The sequence below is a fragment of the Actinoplanes sp. NPDC051851 genome, assembly GCF_040681165.1.
In the GTDB taxonomy this organism is placed as follows: domain Bacteria; phylum Actinomycetota; class Actinomycetes; order Mycobacteriales; family Micromonosporaceae; genus Actinoplanes.
The window spans coordinates 1-20783 of sequence record NZ_JBFAYF010000049.1; the positions used below are offsets into that span (position 1 = coordinate 1).

General features: G+C 68.9%; 21 protein-coding genes. 13 read left to right on the plus strand and 8 right to left on the minus strand.

The features are described 5' to 3' along the window. Positions 1–262: 262 nt before the first annotated feature. The 7 genes from AB0M08_RS34960 to AB0M08_RS34990 all read right to left on the minus strand — a co-directional run bounded on the left by AB0M08_RS34960 (position 263) and on the right by AB0M08_RS34990 (position 3740). Positions 263–661, minus strand: a complete 399-nt coding sequence (locus AB0M08_RS34960; RefSeq protein WP_364502939.1) for a hypothetical protein — start codon at positions 659–661, stop codon at positions 263–265. 109 nt (positions 662–770) lie between these two features. Further along, the gene (locus AB0M08_RS34965; RefSeq protein WP_364502941.1) at positions 771–1277 is read right to left on the minus strand and encodes an SUKH-4 family immunity protein; all 507 of its coding nucleotides are present in this window, start codon (positions 1275–1277) and stop codon (positions 771–773) included. Between the two features lie 132 nt (positions 1278–1409). Beyond that, on the minus strand, positions 1410–1877 hold the full coding sequence (locus AB0M08_RS34970) for an SMI1/KNR4 family protein (protein WP_364502944.1): 468 nt from the start codon (positions 1875–1877) through the stop codon (positions 1410–1412). A 60-nt stretch (positions 1878–1937) separates the two neighbouring features. Beyond that, entirely contained in the window at positions 1938–2306 is a 369-nt protein-coding gene (locus AB0M08_RS34975; protein WP_364502946.1) for a hypothetical protein, read from the minus strand. A gap of 123 nt (positions 2307–2429) precedes the next feature. After that, positions 2430–2627 carry a hypothetical protein gene (locus AB0M08_RS34980; RefSeq protein ID WP_364502949.1) on the minus strand — a complete coding sequence of 66 codons (198 nt, stop codon included), beginning with the start codon at positions 2625–2627 and terminating at the stop codon, positions 2430–2432. Positions 2628–2986: 359 nt separating this feature from the next. Continuing rightward, positions 2987–3310: a hypothetical protein gene (locus tag AB0M08_RS34985; RefSeq protein WP_364502952.1), complete on the minus strand. Its 324-nt coding sequence runs from the start codon at positions 3308–3310 to the stop codon at positions 2987–2989. 79 nt (positions 3311–3389) lie between these two features. Beyond that, the gene (locus AB0M08_RS34990; RefSeq protein WP_364502955.1) at positions 3390–3740 is read right to left on the minus strand and encodes an SMI1/KNR4 family protein; all 351 of its coding nucleotides are present in this window, start codon (positions 3738–3740) and stop codon (positions 3390–3392) included. Between the two features lie 598 nt (positions 3741–4338). Here AB0M08_RS34990 and AB0M08_RS34995 point away from each other — a divergent pair. The 12 genes from AB0M08_RS34995 to AB0M08_RS35050 all read left to right on the plus strand — a co-directional run bounded on the left by AB0M08_RS34995 (position 4339) and on the right by AB0M08_RS35050 (position 19752). Next, positions 4339–6156, plus strand: a complete 1818-nt coding sequence (locus AB0M08_RS34995; RefSeq protein ID WP_364502958.1) for a hypothetical protein — start codon at positions 4339–4341, stop codon at positions 6154–6156. A 112-nt stretch (positions 6157–6268) separates the two neighbouring features. Then, positions 6269–9214 carry an excinuclease ABC subunit UvrA gene (gene uvrA, locus AB0M08_RS35000; protein ID WP_364502960.1) on the plus strand — a complete coding sequence of 982 codons (2946 nt, stop codon included), beginning with the start codon at positions 6269–6271 and terminating at the stop codon, positions 9212–9214. Positions 9215–9501: 287 nt separating this feature from the next. Next, on the plus strand, positions 9502–10038 hold the full coding sequence (locus AB0M08_RS35005; RefSeq protein ID WP_364502962.1) for a Rieske (2Fe-2S) protein: 537 nt from the start codon (positions 9502–9504) through the stop codon (positions 10036–10038). A gap of 120 nt (positions 10039–10158) precedes the next feature. After that, entirely contained in the window at positions 10159–12261 is a 2103-nt protein-coding gene (uvrC, locus tag AB0M08_RS35010) for an excinuclease ABC subunit UvrC (protein WP_364502965.1), read from the plus strand. 124 nt (positions 12262–12385) lie between these two features. Then, positions 12386–13288 carry an RNase adapter RapZ gene (rapZ, locus tag AB0M08_RS35015; RefSeq protein ID WP_364503125.1) on the plus strand — a complete coding sequence of 301 codons (903 nt, stop codon included), beginning with the start codon at positions 12386–12388 and terminating at the stop codon, positions 13286–13288. An 86-nt stretch (positions 13289–13374) separates the two neighbouring features. Beyond that, positions 13375–14400: a 2-phospho-L-lactate transferase CofD family protein gene (locus tag AB0M08_RS35020; protein ID WP_364503127.1), complete on the plus strand. Its 1026-nt coding sequence runs from the start codon at positions 13375–13377 to the stop codon at positions 14398–14400. A gap of 57 nt (positions 14401–14457) precedes the next feature. After that, entirely contained in the window at positions 14458–15438 is a 981-nt protein-coding gene (gene whiA, locus AB0M08_RS35025; RefSeq protein ID WP_014688823.1) for a DNA-binding protein WhiA, read from the plus strand. A 456-nt stretch (positions 15439–15894) separates the two neighbouring features. Beyond that, positions 15895–16896, plus strand: coding sequence for a type I glyceraldehyde-3-phosphate dehydrogenase (gene gap, locus AB0M08_RS35030; protein ID WP_364502969.1), 1002 nt, complete (start codon positions 15895–15897; stop codon positions 16894–16896). An 8-nt stretch (positions 16897–16904) separates the two neighbouring features. Next, positions 16905–18101, plus strand: a complete 1197-nt coding sequence (locus tag AB0M08_RS35035; RefSeq protein WP_364502972.1) for a phosphoglycerate kinase — start codon at positions 16905–16907, stop codon at positions 18099–18101. Next, positions 18102–18896, plus strand: a complete 795-nt coding sequence (tpiA, locus tag AB0M08_RS35040) for a triose-phosphate isomerase (protein WP_364502974.1) — start codon at positions 18102–18104, stop codon at positions 18894–18896. Between the two features lie 110 nt (positions 18897–19006). Next, on the plus strand, positions 19007–19261 hold the full coding sequence (gene secG / locus AB0M08_RS35045; RefSeq protein ID WP_364502976.1) for a preprotein translocase subunit SecG: 255 nt from the start codon (positions 19007–19009) through the stop codon (positions 19259–19261). A 140-nt stretch (positions 19262–19401) separates the two neighbouring features. Then, positions 19402–19752 (plus strand): RNA polymerase-binding protein RbpA, encoded by a 351-nt coding sequence (locus AB0M08_RS35050; RefSeq protein ID WP_364502979.1) that lies wholly within the window; start codon positions 19402–19404, stop codon positions 19750–19752. On the opposite strand, the gene AB0M08_RS35055 is transcribed toward AB0M08_RS35050, so the two are convergent. After that, positions 19749–20342 (minus strand): GNAT family N-acetyltransferase, encoded by a 594-nt coding sequence (locus tag AB0M08_RS35055; RefSeq protein ID WP_364502982.1) that lies wholly within the window; start codon positions 20340–20342, stop codon positions 19749–19751. The two genes, AB0M08_RS35050 and AB0M08_RS35055, sit on opposite strands and share 4 nt — an antisense overlap. Before the next feature lie 33 nt (positions 20343–20375). Here AB0M08_RS35055 and AB0M08_RS35060 point away from each other — a divergent pair, with 33 nt between their 5' ends. Continuing rightward, positions 20376–20783, plus strand: coding sequence for a VOC family protein (locus AB0M08_RS35060; protein WP_364502986.1), 408 nt, complete (start codon positions 20376–20378; stop codon positions 20781–20783).

Genomic DNA, 20783 nt, shown 5'->3' on the forward strand with positions numbered 1-20783 from the left:
CACCGCGTCAAACGCCCCACCGACCACGGAACCCGCCACCCCGAACCAGCGATACCCATCGTGGCCTGCCCAAACGCCTTAAATTAACGGCATTGAGGCATGAGGTGGCAAGGGGAACGCGGCTTCGCCATCCTGATCGGGCGCTGGAGGACCCTTCGCCGCACCACCGCCAGTCCACGCAGAACCGGTGACATCGTCGCCGCCGCGCTCCACCTGACCCATTTCGAATACAAATACCTACCCCGATCTTGCTGAGATCACTTCAATAATTGCCTCTTTCCTGAAACCATTCTTCCAACGTCGAATCGCGAAGGTCGACCCGGGCGAAGGAGCGCCCATCCACCGAACTCCCCCGCAAGTGCCAGTACCGACAGCCGGCTCCCTCGAACCGACAGTCCTCGATCGCCGCATCGACGATCCGCAGGTTCGCGAGCTTCGCACCGGAAAGGTCGACACGACGAATCCGGACGCCGCTCAACTCACGAAAGATCGCCGGAAAAGTCATGCACCGGAGATCAGCCCGACCATCGACCTCCTGAAGGCCGATACCATCCAGTGCCTCGTTCCGCAGGATCCGCTGCTGTGCGGTTCGCGCCAGGTCACGACCCGCAGCAGAAGTCCACCGCTTCTTCAGAGCGGCTACATCCTTCACTATTTCCATAGGATTCCGATCCATCGCCCATTTTCGGAAACATCCCGACTGGCTGCCGGCGAGCCCTGGATCCTTCCTGGATGGCGAATCGCGAATGATAGCCGACCCGAAGACTCACTTACAGATCCGACGACTCTATGTAGTCGCCGATAGCTACGTCATTCAGTAGCGTGTACCAGAATCCCGGATCCTCTCTGAAGACAGTTCCGTCGATGCCAGACAAGGCGCGGCCAAGGCTCTCACTGAACAGCTCCAACTCCTCCTGCTCACTGTCTCGATTTCCGTACGGGCATCCCCGAATAAACTCCGCTATGCAGCTATCGAATGCCTGCGGCGACGCGTTGACGTGCCCGATTTCAGCATCCGAACCATTGCTCGCGATAGCCACTTCACCCGTGTCGACATCCACACAGAACAGGCCGGCATCGTCGGTTCCATCCGTACCGATCACGATGAACTCACGGCCCTCGAAAATTTGAGGATAAGCCGCCACGGGAAACAAAAAAGGATTTCCCGCAGGAAGGCCCCGACGCGACAGGTAATCCCGCGCCTCCGATTTCCGAATCAACGCGATAACGCTTTCTTCGTACCGAAACCTAGACTCCGGATTCCCGAGAGTCACCATATCTCCGCCGCAGCGTCCACAAACATCCCCTTAATTGCGGCGGCCTGCTCTTTTTTGAAGCAGTGCCTACGGGCACAGTTGATCAACTGCGCCAGTCTCCACAACGAACAGCCGAGCCGCCTGATGACCCACCTATCCGATTACCCCCGAACAAGCTTCAGAACCGTAACTAAGTTCAAATTCCGCATTGAGGAAGTGGGTGAACGATGGCCAGGTCATCAACGGTTCCGGACGCCGTTCCGTATAGAGCACGACCTCGGGATCCGGCACGGTGACGTCGGTCATCCAGTACACCTGGTACCCCTGATGCATCGCGAACACCAGAACACCCGGCGGGCGCGGCATGCCGCCCTCGTCCTCTGCGAAGAACTCCTCGACATCCTCCGGCAGACTGAGGATCTCCGGAAAGAAGCCGTCCGTACCCCTGAGCAGCTCTCCCGCGCTGACACCGAGTTGAGAGAGAAAGTCGAGGTAGACCCGCGGCAATCGCTCCACACCCCAGGATTCGCAAAGCCGCCGGAGACCGTCGGCATCCACGCCTCGCACAGGGCCGCCACCCAAGTCCCGCACACGCCGGGCGATCTCATCAACAGTGAGCATGCCTATCCCCCACGCGATTCCCCTGGTCTCCCATCCGGCACGCCTGGCACTGTGCCGAAGTCATTCGGCGCCGCGATCCGGCCAGGCAAGGATGCACCTGTTGACCTGTCGGCCGAAACGGGCCTCGATCTCCCGGGGCGGGAGGCGGAACTCGGCCAGAGCCCAGCTGAAGATCGCCGCGGCGAGACCCTCCTCCTGAAAATCCGACTCGACATAGCGAACATCGCGGACGGAGACGGTGATCGGCCGTCCGGGCACTGACCGCATGATCTCCTCCGCCAGTGGAGTCAGCCAACGTGCGAACACGGCAACCTTAGCCGCAGGGATCGGCCGCGTCGCCGCCCGCCCGGAGGTCCAGAGGCCCGGACACACGGCGGCATCCTCCGGCTCCGCCCTCGCGGCTGAAACCGTCTCCGCCCGCAGCGACACCCCGATACACCACGCGCCCTTCAGCGCCCGATACCGCGCGGGCCGGACCGTGCCCCACACGCGGTTCCGGTCGGGACCGGAGCCACCGTCCATCCACGAAAACCCGAATCCCCACGAAACCATTCAACTATCACTGTTGACCACGCCCACCAGGTCGGCGATCGAGCCGCACACGTGCGCACTGGCAATCACACTTGCGGGCGCCAAGGCAACCAGCGGCGAGGGAACACCACTGCCCCACGAATCCCAGCCATCGAAGAAGAGGTGGTCGTCCAGGAACTGTCCGTAAGGTCCCAATCTTCCGACCTGAACGACCTTCACCGCCAACTCCTCGAGTAAGCCCTGAAGAGCAGCCCGGTCACCGTAATCTCGCGCCTCACTCCAGGAGCCACTCCAGGCTCCTGCAACGGGAACCTCAGCACCGGCCACGCACACCCAGAGCCGATCCGACGCGATGGCGTCGCCCCGAAGAATTACGAGGAAGAACCGCAATTCGTCACCGATGACTAATCTTAAAGGAGTCGTCACGGCGGAGAGATCACGAATTCGATCAAAGTGTCTGCTGACATTTCTCCAGACATTACCATTCTCGCAATCTCGGCCGTGCGGTGATGGCCACCGGTGATATAGATACGCGACGCAGGATAACTCCTTCACCGACGTCCGCCGACCGTTTCTGATCACACCGCCCCGTGCCGGCCGGGCCTGCCCCTCACCGGCGCCCGGCCGTTGGGCCTAGACGGCAGGTGCCCCGGCACGAAGCTGTTGGTGGTGCAGCTCTCGCCGCAGCCGTCGGCCTTGCCGTCGCCTCCTCCTCCGCTGGAAGCGGGCGAGGAACCCTTCGGGTGGGCGGATGCCTGGGCTGAACGCTGAGCGCTGTTACCGGTCTTCTTCGACGCGTTGGTGGCCTTGTTGCTGATCGTGTTGAGCTTGTCCGCGGCCTTCTTCTTCGCCGCCTGAGCCGCCTTCTTCGCCCGCTCCAAGGCCAGCTTCTTCGCGTTCACACGGCAGCCGCCCCCTTACTGGTCCCAGGCGGCGAGGAGCCGAGCCGCACCGTCGGTGACCTTGCCATGTCGGCCTCGGCTACCGGCGGTGGGCTTCCTTCATGTCGGTGTTCAGCAGCCCAGCGGCCTCGGCCGCATGGTGCTCGAGGTATCCGAGATCCGCACTCGCCGTCGAGAACGCCGCACCGGTCAGGTCGGGGCAGCCGAACAGGTCGATCTCCTGCAGGATCGCGGGCCATCCGTCGGCCTTCATCAGGGACGAGGAGTACTCGTTCCCGAGCGGGAAGCCGATGGCCTCTTCCGCCTGCCGGACAGCCTGTTCGGTGGCGGGGGAGCGGGGGCCGTCATGCCGCCACAACGCCTCGCGGTCCGCGTCACGGAGTAGCCGCTTGGCGGAGACCATGGCGCTGATCTCAGAGTCCCGGTCCACATTCATGGTCGTCGCCTGTCGTCATCGAGAACGAGAATCAGCCGGCATGCGGCCCGTGGCCTCGCCGCCAGCGCATTCTCCGCTGTGAAAGGGCGGCGGCTGCGCACGGTCTGCCGTGGAAGGGCGGCGGCTGCGCACGCTCGGGCGAGCGAGGGCCGCTCGTGTGCACGATCGACCACCGAGGGGCGCCGGCCGTCCACGGAACGCCCGCATCGTGGGCGGTGGGAGCACGCATTCGCTGTTCGTGTGCTTTGGCAGCCCTCCCCGGGGCCGCGGGCGCACACGGTCAGCGTTCGTGGATCCGTAGCGCCCCATTTTTTCAAGATCGACAACCCGCCGGGGGCCCACCCCGAACCGGGGGATTCCCCCACCCAACAAGAATTCTGCCGGAAATTGACGATCTTGGCAGGGGGGCTGTGGATAACCCCGCGGTGAGTCGACCGGCTCTGCCCGATGCGGCTGCTGCCGTGGAGACCGACGGTGTTGACGAGTCGTGAGCGGTACAGAACGGCCAGGGTGAGTGAAAAGCGGGGTTTTGTGCACGTCAAAGCCCGGGCCCTGGTAACGGGCGAGTGGGGCGGCTGGCAGAATTCGGGCGGTGCATGCGCCAGACGAGATGGTCGACGAGCCGGTGACGACGGCAGCCGGGAAGCCCGCGGACCGGTCCGGACCGGCGCGGACGGCCGGCTGGGGCTGGCGGGTGCACGGCCTGGTGCTCGGGAGTTACCTGCTGCTCGCCGTCGTCGTGCTGATCCAGCTGTGGCTGGATCCGAACGGGCGGGTGCTGGCCAGCAACGACGACGATCATGGCGTCTTCCTGTTCATGGTGACGCACGGTGAGCGGGTCGTGTTCGACGGGGCGTCGCTGTTCTTCGAGGACCGGCTGAACGTGCCGGACGGCGTGAACATGATGGCGAACACCTCGATCCTGGCGCTGTCGGTGCCGCTCGCGCCGGTCACGCACTGGCTCGGGGCCGGGGTCACCGTGGTGCTGCTGATCACGCTGGGACTCGCGGGTACGGCGGCGGCCTGGTATTGGCTGCTGCGGCATCTGGTGGGCAGCCCGCTGGCGGCGTGGATCGGCGGCGCCTGGTGCGGGTTCGCGCCGACGATGGTGTCGCACGCCAACGGGCACGTGAACTTCGTCAGTCAGTACGTGGTGCCGTTCATCGTCTGGCAGGTGCTGCGACTGCGCGAGCCGGGGCGGGTGTGGCGCGGCGGGATCACCCTGGGCCTGCTGATCGTGCTGCAGGTCTTCGTCAACGAGGAGACGCTGCTCTTCACGGCGCTGACACTGCTGGTCTTCGTGGTGGCTTACGCGGCGATGCGACCGCGTCTCGCACTGGAGGCGGCGGGCCGGTTCTTCGCGGGCGCGGCGGTGGCGGCGGGGACCGCGGGGGCGCTGCTGGCGTACCCGCTCTGGTACCAGTTCGCCGGTCCGAGCACCTATCACGGCCAGCCGTTCTCGGCCGACATGTACGCCACCGACCTGCTCTCGATCGTCGCGTACGCGCGGCAGTCGCTGGCCGGCAACGGTGCGCTGACCCGGGAACTGAGCGTGAGCGCGACCGAGGACAACACGTTCTTCGGGCCGGCCGGGCTGGTGATGATCGTGGTGGCGATCGTGATGCTGTGGCGGTCGGTGGCGATCCGGGCCGCGGCGATCGCCGGGCTGGTGCTGCTGGTGGTGTCGATGGGGCCGAGCCTGCACGTGGGCGGCTGGGACACCGGCATCCCGCTGCCGTTCGGGCTGGTCAGCAAGGTGCCGATCATCGACCTGGTGAGTGTGACCCGGTTCGCGATGGTCCCGGCGACGATCGCCGGGGTGCTGCTGGGCCTTGCCGCGGACCGGATCTCGGGCCAGGGGACGACGAAGCGCAGATGGTTCTGGGCCGGGATGGTGCTGGCCCTCGTGCCGCTGATCCCGAAGCCGCTGCCGGTCGTGCAGGGCGTCACGCTGCCGGCGTTCATCACGGCCGGAACCTGGAAGCAGTACGTGCCGGACGGCCGGACGCTCGTCCCGGTGCCGCTGCCGGAGGTGACCACCGGCCGGGAGGCGATGCGCTGGGCGGCCCTCGCGCACCTGGAGTTCGCGGTGCCGCGCGGCTACTTCATGGGCCCGGCGAACCCGCCGCTCGACGACACCGGGTCGTGGCACGCGCCGGCCACCTATACATCGGATCTGCTCTGGCGGGTAAGGGAGTACGGGATCACCCCGTACCTCACCGAGGCGGACCGGGAGCGGATCAGGACGGACCTCATCCGCTGGCGGGCGTCGGTGGTGGTGCTCATTCCGGAGGTACGCAACGTCGCCGCGCTGCGGACCGTGCTGGTCGCCGCCCTCGGTGAGCCCCAGCACATCGGCGGCGTCGACGTCTGGGACGAGCGAGACCTCCCGGTCACCTCGAACGGATGACGGGGAATGCCCGGGATCTGAGACACGCTGCGTCTAGGCCGACAGAAAATGTCGTACCTCGCCGCTAGAGTGGCTCGGTTCGCTTTCATACACCTGTACGGAGAGGCTGGCAGTGGCCGACCGTTTGACAATCCGTGGCGCCCGCGAGCACAACCTGCGTGACGTCAATCTCGACCTGCCCCGGGACGCCATGATCGTCTTCACCGGGCTCTCCGGGTCGGGCAAGTCCAGCCTCGCGTTCGACACCATCTTCGCGGAGGGGCAGCGACGGTACGTCGAGTCGCTCTCCTCGTACGCGAGACAGTTCCTCGGTCAGATGGACAAGCCGGACGTCGACTTCATCGAGGGTCTCTCCCCGGCGGTCTCGATCGACCAGAAGTCGACGAACCGGAACCCGCGGTCGACCGTCGGCACCATCACCGAGGTCTACGACTACCTGCGGCTGCTCTTCGCCCGGGCCGGCACCCCGCACTGCCCGGTCTGCGGCGAGCTGATCAGCAAGCAGACCCCGCAGCAGATCGTCGACCGGGTCCTCGCGATGCCCGAGGGCACCCGCTTCATGGTGCTCGCCCCGGTGGTCCGCGGCCGCAAGGGGGAGTATGTCGACCTCTTCGCCGAACTCCAGTCGAAGGGCTACGCGCGGGCCCGGGTGAACGGGGTGGTGCACCCGCTCACCGAGCCGCCGAAGCTGAAGAAGCAGGAGAAGCACACCATCGAGGTGGTGATCGACCGGCTCAGCGTCAAGGCGAGCAGCAAGCAGCGCCTGACCGACTCGGTGGAGGCCGCGCTCGGGCTGGCCAACGGCATCCTGCTGCTCGACTTCGTCGATCTGGCCGAGGACGACCCGGAGCGTGAGCGCCGCTTCTCCGAGCACCTGGCCTGCCCGAACGACCACCCCCTCGCGATCGAGGACCTGGAGCCGCGGGTCTTCTCCTTCAACGCGCCGTACGGCGCCTGCCCGGAGTGCACCGGCATCGGGACGAAGAAGGAGGTCGACCCGGAGCTGATCATCCCGGACGAGGAGAAGAGCCTCGCCGAGGGCGCGATCCAGCCGTGGGCCGGCGGCCACACCCAGGAGTACTTCCTGCGGCTGCTGGAGGCGCTGGCCGCCGCCGAGGGCTTCACCCTGCAGACCCCGTGGCGGGCGTTGCCCACCCGGGCGCAGAAGACCATCCTGTACGGCTCGGAGGACCAGGTCCACGTCCGCTACCGGAACAAGTACGGCCGGGAGCGCTCGTACTACACCGGCTTCGAGGGCGTGGTGCAGTGGATCGAGCGGCGGCACACCGACACCGAGAGCGACTGGTCCCGGGAGAAGTACGAGGGCTACATGCGGGACGTGCCGTGCTCGGTCTGCGGTGGCGCCCGGCTCAAGCCCGAGGTGCTCGCGGTGACCGTGGCCGGCAAGAGCATCGCCGAGGTCTGCAACCTGTCGGTGGGCGAGTGCGCCGACCTGCTGGCCGGGCTGGAGCTGGACGACCGGCAGAAGATGATCGCCGAGCGGGTGCTCAAGGAGATCAACGCGCGGCTGCGCTTCCTGGTCGACGTCGGTCTGGACTATCTCTCGCTGGACCGGGGCGCGGGCACGCTCTCCGGCGGTGAGGCGCAGCGGATCCGGCTCGCCACCCAGATCGGCTCCGGGCTGGTCGGCGTCCTCTACGTGCTGGACGAGCCGTCGATCGGGTTGCACCAGCGGGACAACCACCGGCTGATCGAGACCCTGGTCCGGCTCCGGAACCTGGGTAACACGCTGATCGTGGTGGAGCACGACGAGGACACCATCCGGACCGCGGACTGGATCGTCGACATCGGACCGGGTGCGGGCGAGCACGGCGGGCACATCGTGCACAGCGGCACCGTCGAGGGCCTGCTGGCGAACGAGGAGTCGCCGACCGGGGCGTACCTCTCCGGGCGGAAGTCGATTCCGGTGCCGGCCACCCGGCGGCCGCAGACGGCGGGGCGCGAGGTGGTGGTGCACGGCGCGCGCGAGCACAACCTGCGCAACCTGACCGTGCCGTTCCCGCTGGGGCAGTTCATCGCGGTCACCGGTGTCAGCGGCTCGGGCAAGTCGACGCTGGTCAACGACATCCTGCACACCGTCATGGCGAACCAGATCAACGGCGCGCGGCAGGTGCCCGGCCGGCACACCAAGGTCACCGGCCTGGAGAACGTGGACAAGGTCGTCGGGGTGGACCAGTCGCCGATCGGGCGCACGCCCCGGTCGAACCCGGCCACCTACACCGGCGTCTTCGATCACGTGCGCAAGCTCTTCGCCGAGACCACCGAGGCGAAGGTGCGCGGTTACGGGCCGGGCCGGTTCTCCTTCAACGTCAAGGGCGGCCGCTGCGAGAACTGCTCCGGCGACGGCACCATCAAGATCGAGATGAACTTCCTTCCCGACGTGTACGTCCCCTGTGAGGTGTGCAAGGGCGCCCGGTACAACCGGGAGACCCTCGAGGTGCACTACAAGGGGAAGACCATCTCCGAGGTGCTGGAGATGCCGATCGAGGAGGCCGCGGAGTTCTTCTCGGCGCTGCCCGCCATCCACCGGCACCTGCGGACCCTGGTCGACGTCGGGCTCGGCTACGTCCGGCTCGGCCAGCCGGCGACCACGCTCTCCGGCGGTGAGGCGCAGCGCGTCAAGCTCGCCTCCGAGCTGCAGAAGCGGTCCACCGGCCGGACGGTCTACGTGCTCGACGAGCCGACCACCGGCCTGCACTTCGAGGACATCCGCAAGCTGCTGATCGTGCTCAACGGCCTGGTCGACAAGGGCAACACGGTGATCACCATCGAGCACAACCTCGACGTGATCAAGACCGCGGACTGGCTGATCGACATGGGCCCGGAGGGCGGTCACAAGGGTGGCCTGGTGCTCGCCGCGGGCACCCCGGAGGAGCTCGCCGAGGTGGCCGAGAGCCACACCGGACAGTTCCTGCGGCACATGCTGAACCTCAAGGGTGCGGCGTCCGGATCGGCCCCGGCGGTCGCGCGGGCGGCGAAGGCGAACAACACCCCGAAGGCGCGAGCCAGCCGGTCCCGTGCGAAGGCGAGTGCCTGACCTGCGGAAACGTACGATATAAGACTCTGGGAAATTTGATTTTAGAGATTTCTTAGATGACTCACAGCTACGGCGCCCGGTCGATCTCCTAAGGTCGACCGGGCGCCGAGCCGTAGATCGACATTTCGGTAAACGGGCTCGGCGTATGCGGACGAAACAGGTGAAGACGGCCAGGAATACGACCGTTAATCTCGCCGCACGCATGAACCGAACGCGGCAGCAGCCGCGTACTCAGGGGCGACTCCGCGTGACATTGAACGCGGACACCAGTACTTGGAGGGCGAAACATGACTGACGTGCTGACGGAGACCGAGGCCGGGACCCAGTCCGAGGGACAGGGCTTCTGCTGCTCGAAGACCCGCCGCGCAGTCCTGTTGGGCGCGGCCGGCGCCGGCGCCACCGCTGTTCTGGCGGCTTGCGGAACCGACACCACCGGCACGAACCCGAACGGCTCGGACTTCGCGGCCGACCCGGAGCCGGCCGGCAGCACCGGCGCGGACGCGGGCGGCGGCAGCGGCGGTGACAGCGGCGGCGCCGCCGGTGGCGCCACCCTCGCGCTCGCCGCGGACGTGCCGTCGGGCGGCGGCATCATCCAGGGCGACTACGTGATCACCCAGCCCACCTCGGGTGAGTACAAGGCGTTCAGCAAGATCTGCACCCACCAGGGCTGCGAGGTCAACGAGGTGGCGGACGGCACCATCAACTGCCCGTGCCACGGTGCGAAGTTCTCCATCACGGACGGTTCGCCGACCTCGGGCCCCGCGCAGAAGGCGCTGACCGAGACCCAGGTCAAGGTGGACGGCGACAACATCGTCGCGGCCTGACCGGTCACGACCGGACTCATCGCGACCGGACTCATCGCGACCGGGGACCCGGAGCCGTGGCGGCGGCACCGGGCCCTCGGCCGGGCAATCATGTCAGTCCCAGGCACTACTGTTGTCGGTGTGCCAGACCCGTCCACTTATCGTCCGGCGCCCGGTACGATCCCCGACGCTCCGGGCGTCTACCGTTTCCGCGATCCGGCCGGCCGGGTGATCTACGTCGGTAAGGCCAAGAGCCTCCGGAATCGTCTGAACTCGTACTTCGCCGACGTGTGGTCGCTGCACCCGCGGACGCAGCAGATGGTCACCACCGCCGGCTCGGTGGACTGGGTGACGGTCGGCACCGAGGTCGAGGCCCTCCAGCTGGAGTTCTCCTGGATCAAGGAGTTCGACCCGCGCTTCAACGTCAAGTACCGGGACGACAAGTCGTACCCGTTCCTCGCGGTGACGCTGAACGAGGAGTTCCCCCGCCTGCAGGTGATGCGCGGGGCCAAGCGCAAGGGCGTGCGCTACTTCGGGCCGTATTCGCACGCCTGGGCCATCCGTGAGACGCTCGACCTGCTGCTGCGGGTCTTCCCGGCGCGGACCTGCTCGGCCGGCGTGTTCAAGCGTTCCGGCCAGATCGGCCGCCCCTGCCTGCTCGGCTACATCGGCAAGTGTTCGGCCCCCTGCGTGGGCAGCGTCAGCGCCGTGGAGCACCGGGCGATCGTCGACGACTTCTGCGACTTCATGGCCGGGCGGACCGACGCGTTCGTCAAGCGGCTGGAGCGCGACATGCTCCAGGCCTCCGAGGAGCTGGAGTTCGAGCGCGCGGCCCGGCTGCGCGACGACATCGCGGCGCTGCGCCGGGCCATGGAGAAGCAGACCGTGGTGCTCGGCGACGGCACCGACGCCGACGTGGTCGCCTTCGCGGAGGATCCGCTCGAGGCCGCCGTCCAGGTCTTCCACGTGCGCGACGGCCGCGTCCGCGGTCAGCGCGGATGGGTGGTGGAGAAGGTCGAGGAGCTCTCCACCGGCGACCTGGTCCACCACTTCTGCACCCAGATGTACGGCGAGTCCGAGGGTGAGGCCGACGTCCCGCGCGAGCTGCTCGTCCCGGCGCTGCCCGACGACGCCGACGCGCTGGCCGACTGGCTCTCGGCGCGCCGGGGCAGCCGGGTCGGCCTGCGGGTGCCGCAGCGCGGCGACAAGCGCTCGCTGATGGAGACGGTGGCGCGCAACGCGGCCGAGGTGCTGCAACGGCACAAGCTGCGCCGCTCCGGCGACCTGACCACCCGCAACAAGGCACTCGAGGAGATCGCCGAGGCGCTCGGCATGGATTCCGCGCCGCTGCGGGTCGAGTGCTACGACGTCTCGCAGATCCAGGGCACCGACGTGGTCGCCTCGATGGTGGTCTTCGAGGACGGCCTGCCCCGCAAGTCGGAGTACCGCCGCTTCATCGTGCGCGGCAACGCGGACGGCAGCGGGATGGACGACCTCTCCGCGATGAACGAGGTGATGCGCCGCCGCTTCGCGCGCTACCGGGCGCAGCCGGGGGCGGACGCGCCCCGGGACCGCCCGGAGCCGGACGAATCCGTGCCCGAGGGGCCCGGCGTGGTGGACGGCGGTGTGGCGGACGACGGCGTGGCGGAGCCGGGTGAGCTGCCCGGGATCGATCCGCTGACCGGGAAGCCGCGCCGGTTCGCGTACCCTCCGCAACTGATCGTGGTGGACGGTGGCGAGCCGCAGGTGAACGCGGTCGCCACGGTCCTGGCCGAGATGGGCGTCACCGACGTGGCGCTCTGCGGCCTGGCCAAGCGGTTGGAGGAGGTCTGGCTGCCCGGCGACGACTTCCCGGTGATCCTGCCGCGCACCTCCGAGGCGCTCTACCTGCTCCAGCGGGTCCGGGACGAGGCGCACCGGTTCGCCATCACGTTCCACCGGCAGCGGCGGTCGAAGCGGATGACGGCGTCCGCGCTGGACGACGTGGCGGGGCTGGGGGAGACCCGGCGCAAGTCGCTGCTGCGGCACTTCGGATCGCTGAAGCGCCTCGCCGCGGCCACCCCGGAGGAGATCATCGAGGTGCCGGGCATCGGGCGCCGTACGGCCGACGCGGTGCTCGCGGCCCTGAACCCGGCCGCCGGCGGTACGGAGCCGGCCGGCGTGGCGGAGGCCGCGGGCGGGGATACGGCCGTGGGCGCGCCCGCGCCGGGCGGGACAATGGACGAGGCGGAAACGGGCCGGTGAGCGTGCCGAGCGCCTCCGCCGGACAGACTGTCCGGCGGTCGGTGCGGTACCCATCGGCCTACCATGTTGTGTCCGCCCGCGAGGCGCGGGCGAGACGACGCGGGAGGCGTGCGTGACGGAAGCGATGCCCGAGTTCGGACCCGGCGACGTGGTCGACCCGGACGAGGCCGGTACCGACCTGGTGGTGGTCACCGGTCTCTCCGGCGGCGGCCGCAGCACGGTCGCCCGGGCCCTGGAGAACGTCGGCTTCTACGTGGTCGACAACCTGCCGCAGGCGCTGATGCTGGAGATGGCCGAGCTGGCGTTCGCCGCGGGTGGCGCCGCCCGGCGTACGGCCATGGTGCTGGACGTGCGCAGCCGCGCGTTCTCCACCGACCTGGCCGGCGCGGTGCGGGCACTGAAGGAGCGGGGCTTCTCCCCGCGGGTGGTCTTCGTGGACGCCGACGACGAGGTGCTGATCCGGCGCTTCGAGTCGGTGCGGCGCTCGCACCCGCTGCAGGGTGACGGCCGTCTCGCCGACGGCATCGCGGCCGAGCGCAAGCTGCTGGAGGAGGCCCGCGAGCAGGCCGACGTGATCATCGACACCAGCCACCTCAACGTGAACCAGCTCCGCCGCCGGGTGGAGGAGCTGTTCGGCGGCGAGGACGCGCGGAAGCTGCGGATCACCGTGCTCTCCTTCGGCTTCAAGTACGGCCTGCCCCCGGACGCCGACTACGTGCTGGACGCCCGGTTCCTGCCGAACCCGTTCTGGGTGCCGGAGCTGCGCGAGCACACCGGCCTGGAGGAGGGCGTGAGCAGCTACGTGCTGGGCCAGGAGGGCGCCGTGGACTTCGTCGGGACGTACGCGGGACTGATCGCGTCGACCGCGCCGGGCTTCGAGCGCGAGGGGAAGCGGTACCTGACCGTCGCCATCGGGTGCACCGGCGGCAAACACCGGAGCGTGGCGATAACCGAGGAGCTGACCTCCCGGTTGTGCGGGATGCGGCTCTCCGCGCACAGCTCGCACCGGGACCTGGGGCGCGAGTGACGGCGGCACCACTGAACCCGGGCCCACGACCAGCCCCGAGCACGGCGGCGCCGGAGAGCGCGGCGGGGGAGACGGCGCGGCGGCCCATCCGGGTGGTCGCGTTCGGCGGTGGGCATGGGCTGAGCGCCTCGCTGCGCGCCCTGCGGCACGCCGGGCGTGACCTGGATCTGGAGATCACCGCGATCGTCACGGTCGGCGACGACGGCGGCTCCAGCGGCCGTCTGCGGGTCGAACGCGACGCCCTCCTCCCCCCGGGTGACCTGCGTAAGGCACTGGCCTCGCTGGCCGACCAGGCGCCGGCCACCCAGCTGACCGCGACCCTGATGCAGCACCGCTTCGTGGCGATGAAGGAGCCGGGCGTCTCGGTGCTGCCGCCGGTGGTCCGCGGGCCGCGTGTGGAGCGGCGCTCGGACCACAGCAAGGACTCGCTCGCCGGGCACACCGTCGGCAACCTGCTGCTGCTCGGGCTGATGGAGCTGCTCGGCGACCCGGTGGCGGCGCTGGACCACGCGGCCACCATGGTCGGCGCGCACGGCCGGGTGCTGCCGATGGCGCTGCACGCGGTCGGGATAGAGGCCGACGTCCGGGACGCCGACCCGGCCCGGCCCGGTGAGCGGGTCACCGTCCGCGGTCAGCACTCGGTCGCGGTCGCGGACGGGCAGGTCGAGGCGGTCCGCCTGGTGCCCGCCGACCCGCCGGCCTGCCCGCAGGCGCTCGCCGCGGTCCGGGACGCCGACTGGCTGATCTTCGGGCCGGGCAGCTGGTACACCAGTGTGCTGCCGCATCTGCTGGTACCCGGGCTGGCCGCCGCGATCGTGGCGAGCCCGGCCCGGCGGCTGGTCAGCCTCAACCTGACCACGGACAAGGAGACGCACGGACTCTCCACCGCCGGCCACCTCGCCGCACTGCACCGCTACCTTCCCGAGCTCCGGGCCGACGTGGTGCTGGCCGACGCGAAGTGGGCGGGGGAGCCGGAACCGGTCCGGGCCGCCGCCCAGGAGCTCGGTGCCGAGCTGTTGTTGGCACCCGTGGCCGTTGCGGACGGCAGTCCACGGCATGATCCTGAGGCACTGGGTGTTGCACTGGTGCCAGTATTGGGCGCCGCTCGTTAATTACTGGCGTAGTGCGGCACACAATGTCCAAGATCCGGCGCATGAGGTGACATCACGATGGCGATGACGGCAGCGGTCAAAGACGAGCTGAGCCGGGTCGACGTGCCCAAGCCCTGCTGTCGCCGGGCGGAGATGGCCTCGCTGCTGCGCTTCGCCGGCGGCCTGCACATCGTCTCCGGCCGGGTCGTGGTCGAGGCTGAGCTGGACACCGGCGCCGTGGCCCGCCGCCTGCGCCGGGAGATCGCCGACGTGTACGGCTACCCCAGCGAGGTGCACGTGCTCGCCTCCGGCGGCCTGCGCAAGGGCAGCCACTACATCGTCCGGATCGTCAAGGACGGCGAGGCCCTCGCGCGGCAGACCGGCCTGCTCGACGTCCGGGGCCGTCCGGTCCGGGGCCTGCCGCCGCACGTCGTCTCGGCGAACGTGTGCTGCGCGGTGGCCGCGTGGCGGGGCGCGTTCATGGCGCACGGCTCGCTCACCGAGCCGGGCCGGTCCAGTGCGCTGGAGATCACCTGTCCGGGGCCGGAGGCCGCGCTGGCACTGCGCGGCGCCGCCCGCCGGATCGGGATCACCGCCAAGGAGCGCGAGGTCCGCGGCGTGGACCGGGTGGTGATCAAGGATGGCGACGCGATCGCCGCGCTGCTCACGCGGATCGGCGCGCACTCCAGCGTGCTCGCCTGGGAGGAGCGCCGGGTCCGCCGCGAGGTCCGGGCCACCGCGAACCGGCTGGCCAACTTCGACGACGCGAACCTGCGGCGCTCGGCCCGCGCGGCGGTCGCGGCCGCGGCCCGGGTCACCCGGGCGCTGGAGATCCTCGCCGAGGACGCGCCGAACCACCTGACCTCGGCCGGCCGGCTGCGGCTGGAGCACCGGCAGGCCTCCCTGGAGGAGCTGGGTGCCCTCGCCGACCCGCCGCTGACCAAGGACGCGATCGCGGGCCGGATCCGGCGGCTCCTGGCGCTGGCCGACAAGCGGGCCCGCGACCTGGGTATTCCGGACACCGAGGCGGCCGTCACCCCGGAGATGATGGCCTGTTAGGCCCCGGCGGGGGTGAAATCCGGGAATCGTGATTCGGATCACGGGTCAGGGTTCCCGGAGTGGGGGGCCGAAGGCCCTTGCGGGGGCCGCCTCTTGCGCGAAATGGGTAGTTGTGGCCCGTACTTCAAAGGCCGTTGGACCTTGTGCCGGAAAGCGTGCGGCGCCCTGCTCAGCGGCCGCCGAGTCGTGTGTCGCGGATGTTCGATTTAGATAACGTTCAGGTCGCGCCCCGCCGCTCAGCGGGTGCGCGGTCTGGGCTAGGGTCACAGGTGACGGCGACGGTGCCGGCAGTTCGGCCGACCCCCGCTGTGACGCTGCCAGAGCTTGTCGTGGCGTCTTCGCTCCCTCGGGCGCGGCGGCCGGACGCCCCCTGTGGCGGCCGCGCGTATACGGCCGGCACGAGAAACCTCCCTCCGCCGGTCGCATATCCGGCGGACCGAAACGAGGAGACCACCTGTGACCATCCGGGTTGGCATCAACGGCTTCGGCCGAATCGGTCGTAACTTCTTCCGGGCGGCGCTCGCGTCCGGCGCGGACATCCAGATCGTCGGCGTGAACGACCTGACCGACAACGCCACGCTCGCCCACCTGCTGAAGTACGACAGCATCCTGGGCCGTCTGCCGCACGAGGTGAAGGCCACCGCCGACGAGATCACCGTCGGTGGCAACACCTTCAAGGCGTTCGCCGAGCGCGACCCGAACAACCTGCCCTGGGGCGACCTGGGCGCCGACGTGGTCATCGAGTCCACCGGCTTCTTCACCGACGCCACCAAGGCCAAGGCGCACGTCGACAAGGGTGCCAAGAAGGTCATCATCTCGGCTCCGGCCAAGAACGAGGACATCACGATCGTGATGGGCGTGAACGACGGCCTCTACGACGCCGCCAAGCACACCATCATCTCGAACGCGTCCTGCACCACGAACTGCCTCGCCCCGATGGCGAAGGTCCTGAACGACACGATCGGGATCGAGAAGGGTCTGATGACCACGATCCACGCGTACACCCAGGACCAGAACCTGCAGGACGGCCCGCACAGCGACCTGCGCCGCGCCCGCGCCGCCGCGCTGAACATCGTGCCGACCTCGACCGGTGCCGCCAAGGCCGTCAGCCTGGTGCTGCCGGAGCTCAAGGGCAAGCTGGACGGCTTCGCGCTGCGGGTGCCGATCCCCACCGGCTCGGCCACCGACCTGACCTTCACCGCCGCCCGTGACACCACGGTCGACGAGGTCAACGCCGCGATCAAGGCGGCCGCCGAGGGCGCGCTCAAGGGCATCCTGGTCTACACCGAGGACCCGATCGTGTCGGCCGACATCGTCACCGACCCGGCCTCCTGCATCTTCGACGCCGGCCTGACCAAGGTCATCGGCGGCAACCAGGTCAAGGTCGTCGGCTGGTACGACAACGAGTGGGGCTACTCGAACCGCCTCGTCAACCTGGTTCAGCTCGTCGGGGCCTGATCTTCATCATGAAGACTCTCGACGACCTGCTCGGCGAGGGTGTCTCGGGTCGGCGCGTGTTCGTGCGCGCCGACCTGAACGTCCCGTTCGACAAGGCCAACCCGGGCGTCATCAGCGACGACGGCCGCGCCCGCGCGGTGCTGCCGACGCTGATCGCCCTGCGTGACGCGGGCGCGAAGGTCATCGTCGCGTCGCACCTGGGCCGCCCGAAGGGCGCGCCGGACCCGCAGTTCACCCTCGCGCCGGTCGCCACGCGCCTGGCCGAGCTGCTGGGCTCCACCGTCGTCTTCGCGGACGACACCGTCGGCGCCGATGCGCAGGCGAAGGTCGCGGCTCTCGCTGACGGCGAGGTGCTGCTGCTGGAGAACCTGCGCTTCAACGTCGGGGAAACGTCCAAGGATGACGCGGTTCGTGGCGAATTCGCCGATGAACTGGCGAAATTTGCGGACTTCTACGTCGATGACGCGTTCGGTGCGGTGCACCGCAAGCACGCGTCGGTCTACGACGTCCCGGCCCGCCTGCCGCACTTCGCCGGTGGTCTCGTCCTCAAGGAGGTCGAGGTCCTCAAGAAGGTGTCGGAGAGCCCGGAGCAGCCCTACGTCGTCGTGCTCGGCGGCTCGAAGGTCTCCGACAAGCTCGCCGTCATCAAGGCGCTGCTGCCGAAGGTGGACAAGCTCCTGGTCGGAGGCGGGATGTGCTTCACCTTCCTCAAGGCCCAGGGCCACGAGGTCGGGAAGTCGCTGCTCGAGGCCGAGATGATCTCCACGTGTGCCGACCTGCTGGCGGAGGCGGACGGGCGCATCGTGCTCCCCGTCGACGTGGTGGCGGCGACGGAGTTCAGTGCCTCCGCCGATCATGCGGTGTCCGATATTTCGGATATTCCCGCCGATCGGCTCGGTCTGGACATCGGCCCGCGCTCCGTCGAACTCTTCGCTTCCGCTGTCGCGGGCGCCAAGACCGTCTTCTGGAACGGGCCGATGGGCGTCTTCGAGCTGGCGCCGTTCGCGGCCGGCACCCGGGGCGTCGCCGAGGCCATCACCAAGATCGACGGCTTCTCGGTCGTCGGCGGCGGTGACTCGGCAGCCGCGGTCCGCACCCTCGGCCTGGACGAGTCCGCGTTCGGCCACATCTCCACCGGCGGGGGCGCGTCCCTGGAGTACCTCGAAGGCAAGACGCTGCCGGGCGTCGCCGCACTGGAGAAGTGAATGTCTGACGCGACCCCCCGCAAGCCGATCATCGCCGGCAACTGGAAGATGAACCTCAACCACTTCGAGGCCATCCTCCTGGTGCAGAAGCTGGCCGCCAGCCTCAACGAGAAGCAGCTCGACGCCGTCGAGACCGTCGTGCTGCCGCCCTTCACCGACCTGCGCAGCGTGCAGACCGCGATCGAGGGCGACAAGCTGGCGATCGGCTACGGCGCCCAGGACATCTCGAAGCACGCGTCGGGCGCCTACACCGGGGAGATCTCCGGTGCGCAGCTGGCCAAGCTGGGCGTCACCTACGTGGTGATCGGGCACTCCGAGCGCCGGGAGTACCACGGCGAGGACGACGCACTGGTCAACGCGAAGATCAAGGCGGCCTTCACCAACGGCCTGCTGCCGATCTTCTGCGTCGGCGAGGGCCTCGACATCCGCGAGGCCGGCAACCAGGTCGAGCACGTGCTCGCCCAGGTCGACGGCGGTCTCGAGGGCATCAAGGCCGAGCAGGTCAAGCAGGTCGTGATCGCGTACGAGCCGGTCTGGGCGATCGGCACGGGCAAGACCGCGACGCCGGAGGACGCGCAGGAGGTCTGCGGCGCGATCCGGGCCCGCCTGGTGGAGAAGTACGGCAGCGAGGTCGCCGAGGCGGTCCGCATCCAGTACGGCGGCTCGGTCAAGGCGGCGAACATCGCGCAGATCATGGCCAAGCCGGACGTGGACGGGGCCCTGGTCGGCGGCGCGAGCCTGGACGCCGAGGAGTTCGCCTCCATCGTGCGTTTCCCGGAGCACGTGGCTCGCTGAGGCGTTTGTGAGACCCTGAGTAATTCAGCGGGTGCCCGGCCGTGGTAAACGGCCGGGCACCCGCTATTGTGGGACCGCTGCTGTGCCCTTCGAGAGGAATGAACCCGACCATGCCGATCGCGTTCGCGTACACGTTGATCGTGTTGCTGATCATCACCAGCGTTCTGCTGACCCTGCTGATCCTCCTGCACCGCGGCAAGGGCGGCGGCATGTCCAGCATGTTCGGCGGCGGCGTGACCTCCAGCCTGGCCGGCTCCTCGGTGGCGGAGAAGAACCTGGACCGGTACACGGTTCTGGTGGGTGTCATCTGGTTCGCCTGCATCGTCGGGCTGGGCTTCTGGCTCAAGCTCGCGCTGGCTTCCTGACTGGCGAGTAGGGTCGTACAATCTGCCGCGCGGTCCGGTTCTTCCGGACGCGCGGTTTTTTGTGCCCTCCGTCCGATTCGAAAGGGTGGCGAGCGCCGGTTCAGCACAGAGCCGCGCCCCCCGAGACAGGAGTGACGTCCGTGTCCAGTGGCAGCGCCATTCGTGGAAGCCGTGTCGGGTCCAGCCCGATGCGCCCCGACGAGCGCAGCGAACCAGCACCCCGCCGGCAGGTGAGCTACTTCTGCGCGGCCGGCCATGACAGCCGGATCTGGTTCTCCGCCGAAGCACCCGCCCCCGACACCTGGGACTGCCCGCGCTGCGGCCAGCCGGCCGGGCTCGACGTGACCAACCCACCGGGGCGGTCGCGGACGGAGCCGTACAAGTCGCATCTGGCGTACGTGAAGGAGCGGCGCAGCGAGGAGGACGGCGCCGCCATCCTCGCCGAGGCGCTGGCCAAGGTCCGCCAGCGCCGCGGCCGGACCGGTAGCTAGAGCGACAGGCCCAGCCAGAGCGCGCCGGCTTCCGGGACCGCGATGTCCCGGAAGCCGAGGCGCCGGTAGAAGGCGTAGGCGCCGTGGTTCTCCGGTGCCATCCCGAGGTGCACCCGCGGCACCCCCACGGCCCGCAGGCCGTCCAGGAACGCGGTCATCAGGGCCCGGCCCTGCCCCCGCCCCTGCCACTCCGGCAGCAGGTCGATGTGCAGGTGCGCGGGGTACGCCGCGAGCTCCGGGATCAGCATCCGCTCCGGCCGCCGGTGCAGGTCGAGCATGACCTCGTCGCGCGGGTCCCCGTCGATCAGCCGGTCCACGGTGGCCGGGATCCACTCCGCACGGTAGCGCCGGACGAACCGCTCGGTGTCCGCGGTGCCGATCACGTAGCCGGCCGCGTGCCCGGTGCCGTCGTCCAGCACGTATGCGTGCTCGGGCTCCAGCGTCACGTACGGCGCCGCCCAGATGTCCCCGAGCAGCCGGTCCGAGCTGTACTGTCCCCGCGCGTCGCCGCCCGCGTCCCCGGTCCGTACGCAGATCTCGTAGACGTCGTCCAGGTCGCTCGAACGGTAGGCACGGATCGCGGGTCGCATCCGGCGGAGTCTACGGATGGCAGCATCGAGGGCGTGAACTGGACTCTGGAAGTCGTGATCGTGCCCGTGTCCGATATCGACCGGGCCAAGGAGTTCTACTCGGCCAAGGTGGGCTTCACCGTGGACCACGACGTCGTGATGGGTGACGACGTCCGCATCGTGCAGCTCACCCCGCCCGGCAGCGGCTGCTCGATCGTGATCGGCAGGGGCGCGGTGCCGGAGATGCCGCCGGGCTCGCTGAAGGGCCTGCAGCTGGTGGTGCGCGACATCGAGGCCGCGCACGCCGAACTGGTCTCCCGCGGGGTCGAGGTCAGCGACGTGACCGTTCTGGGCCAGAGCCCGTCGCCGACCCCGCACCCCCTGGACAACGTCGGTTTCGTCTTCTTCAGCGACCCCGACGGCAACTCCTGGGCGGTCCAGCAGATCTCTACGAGATCATGA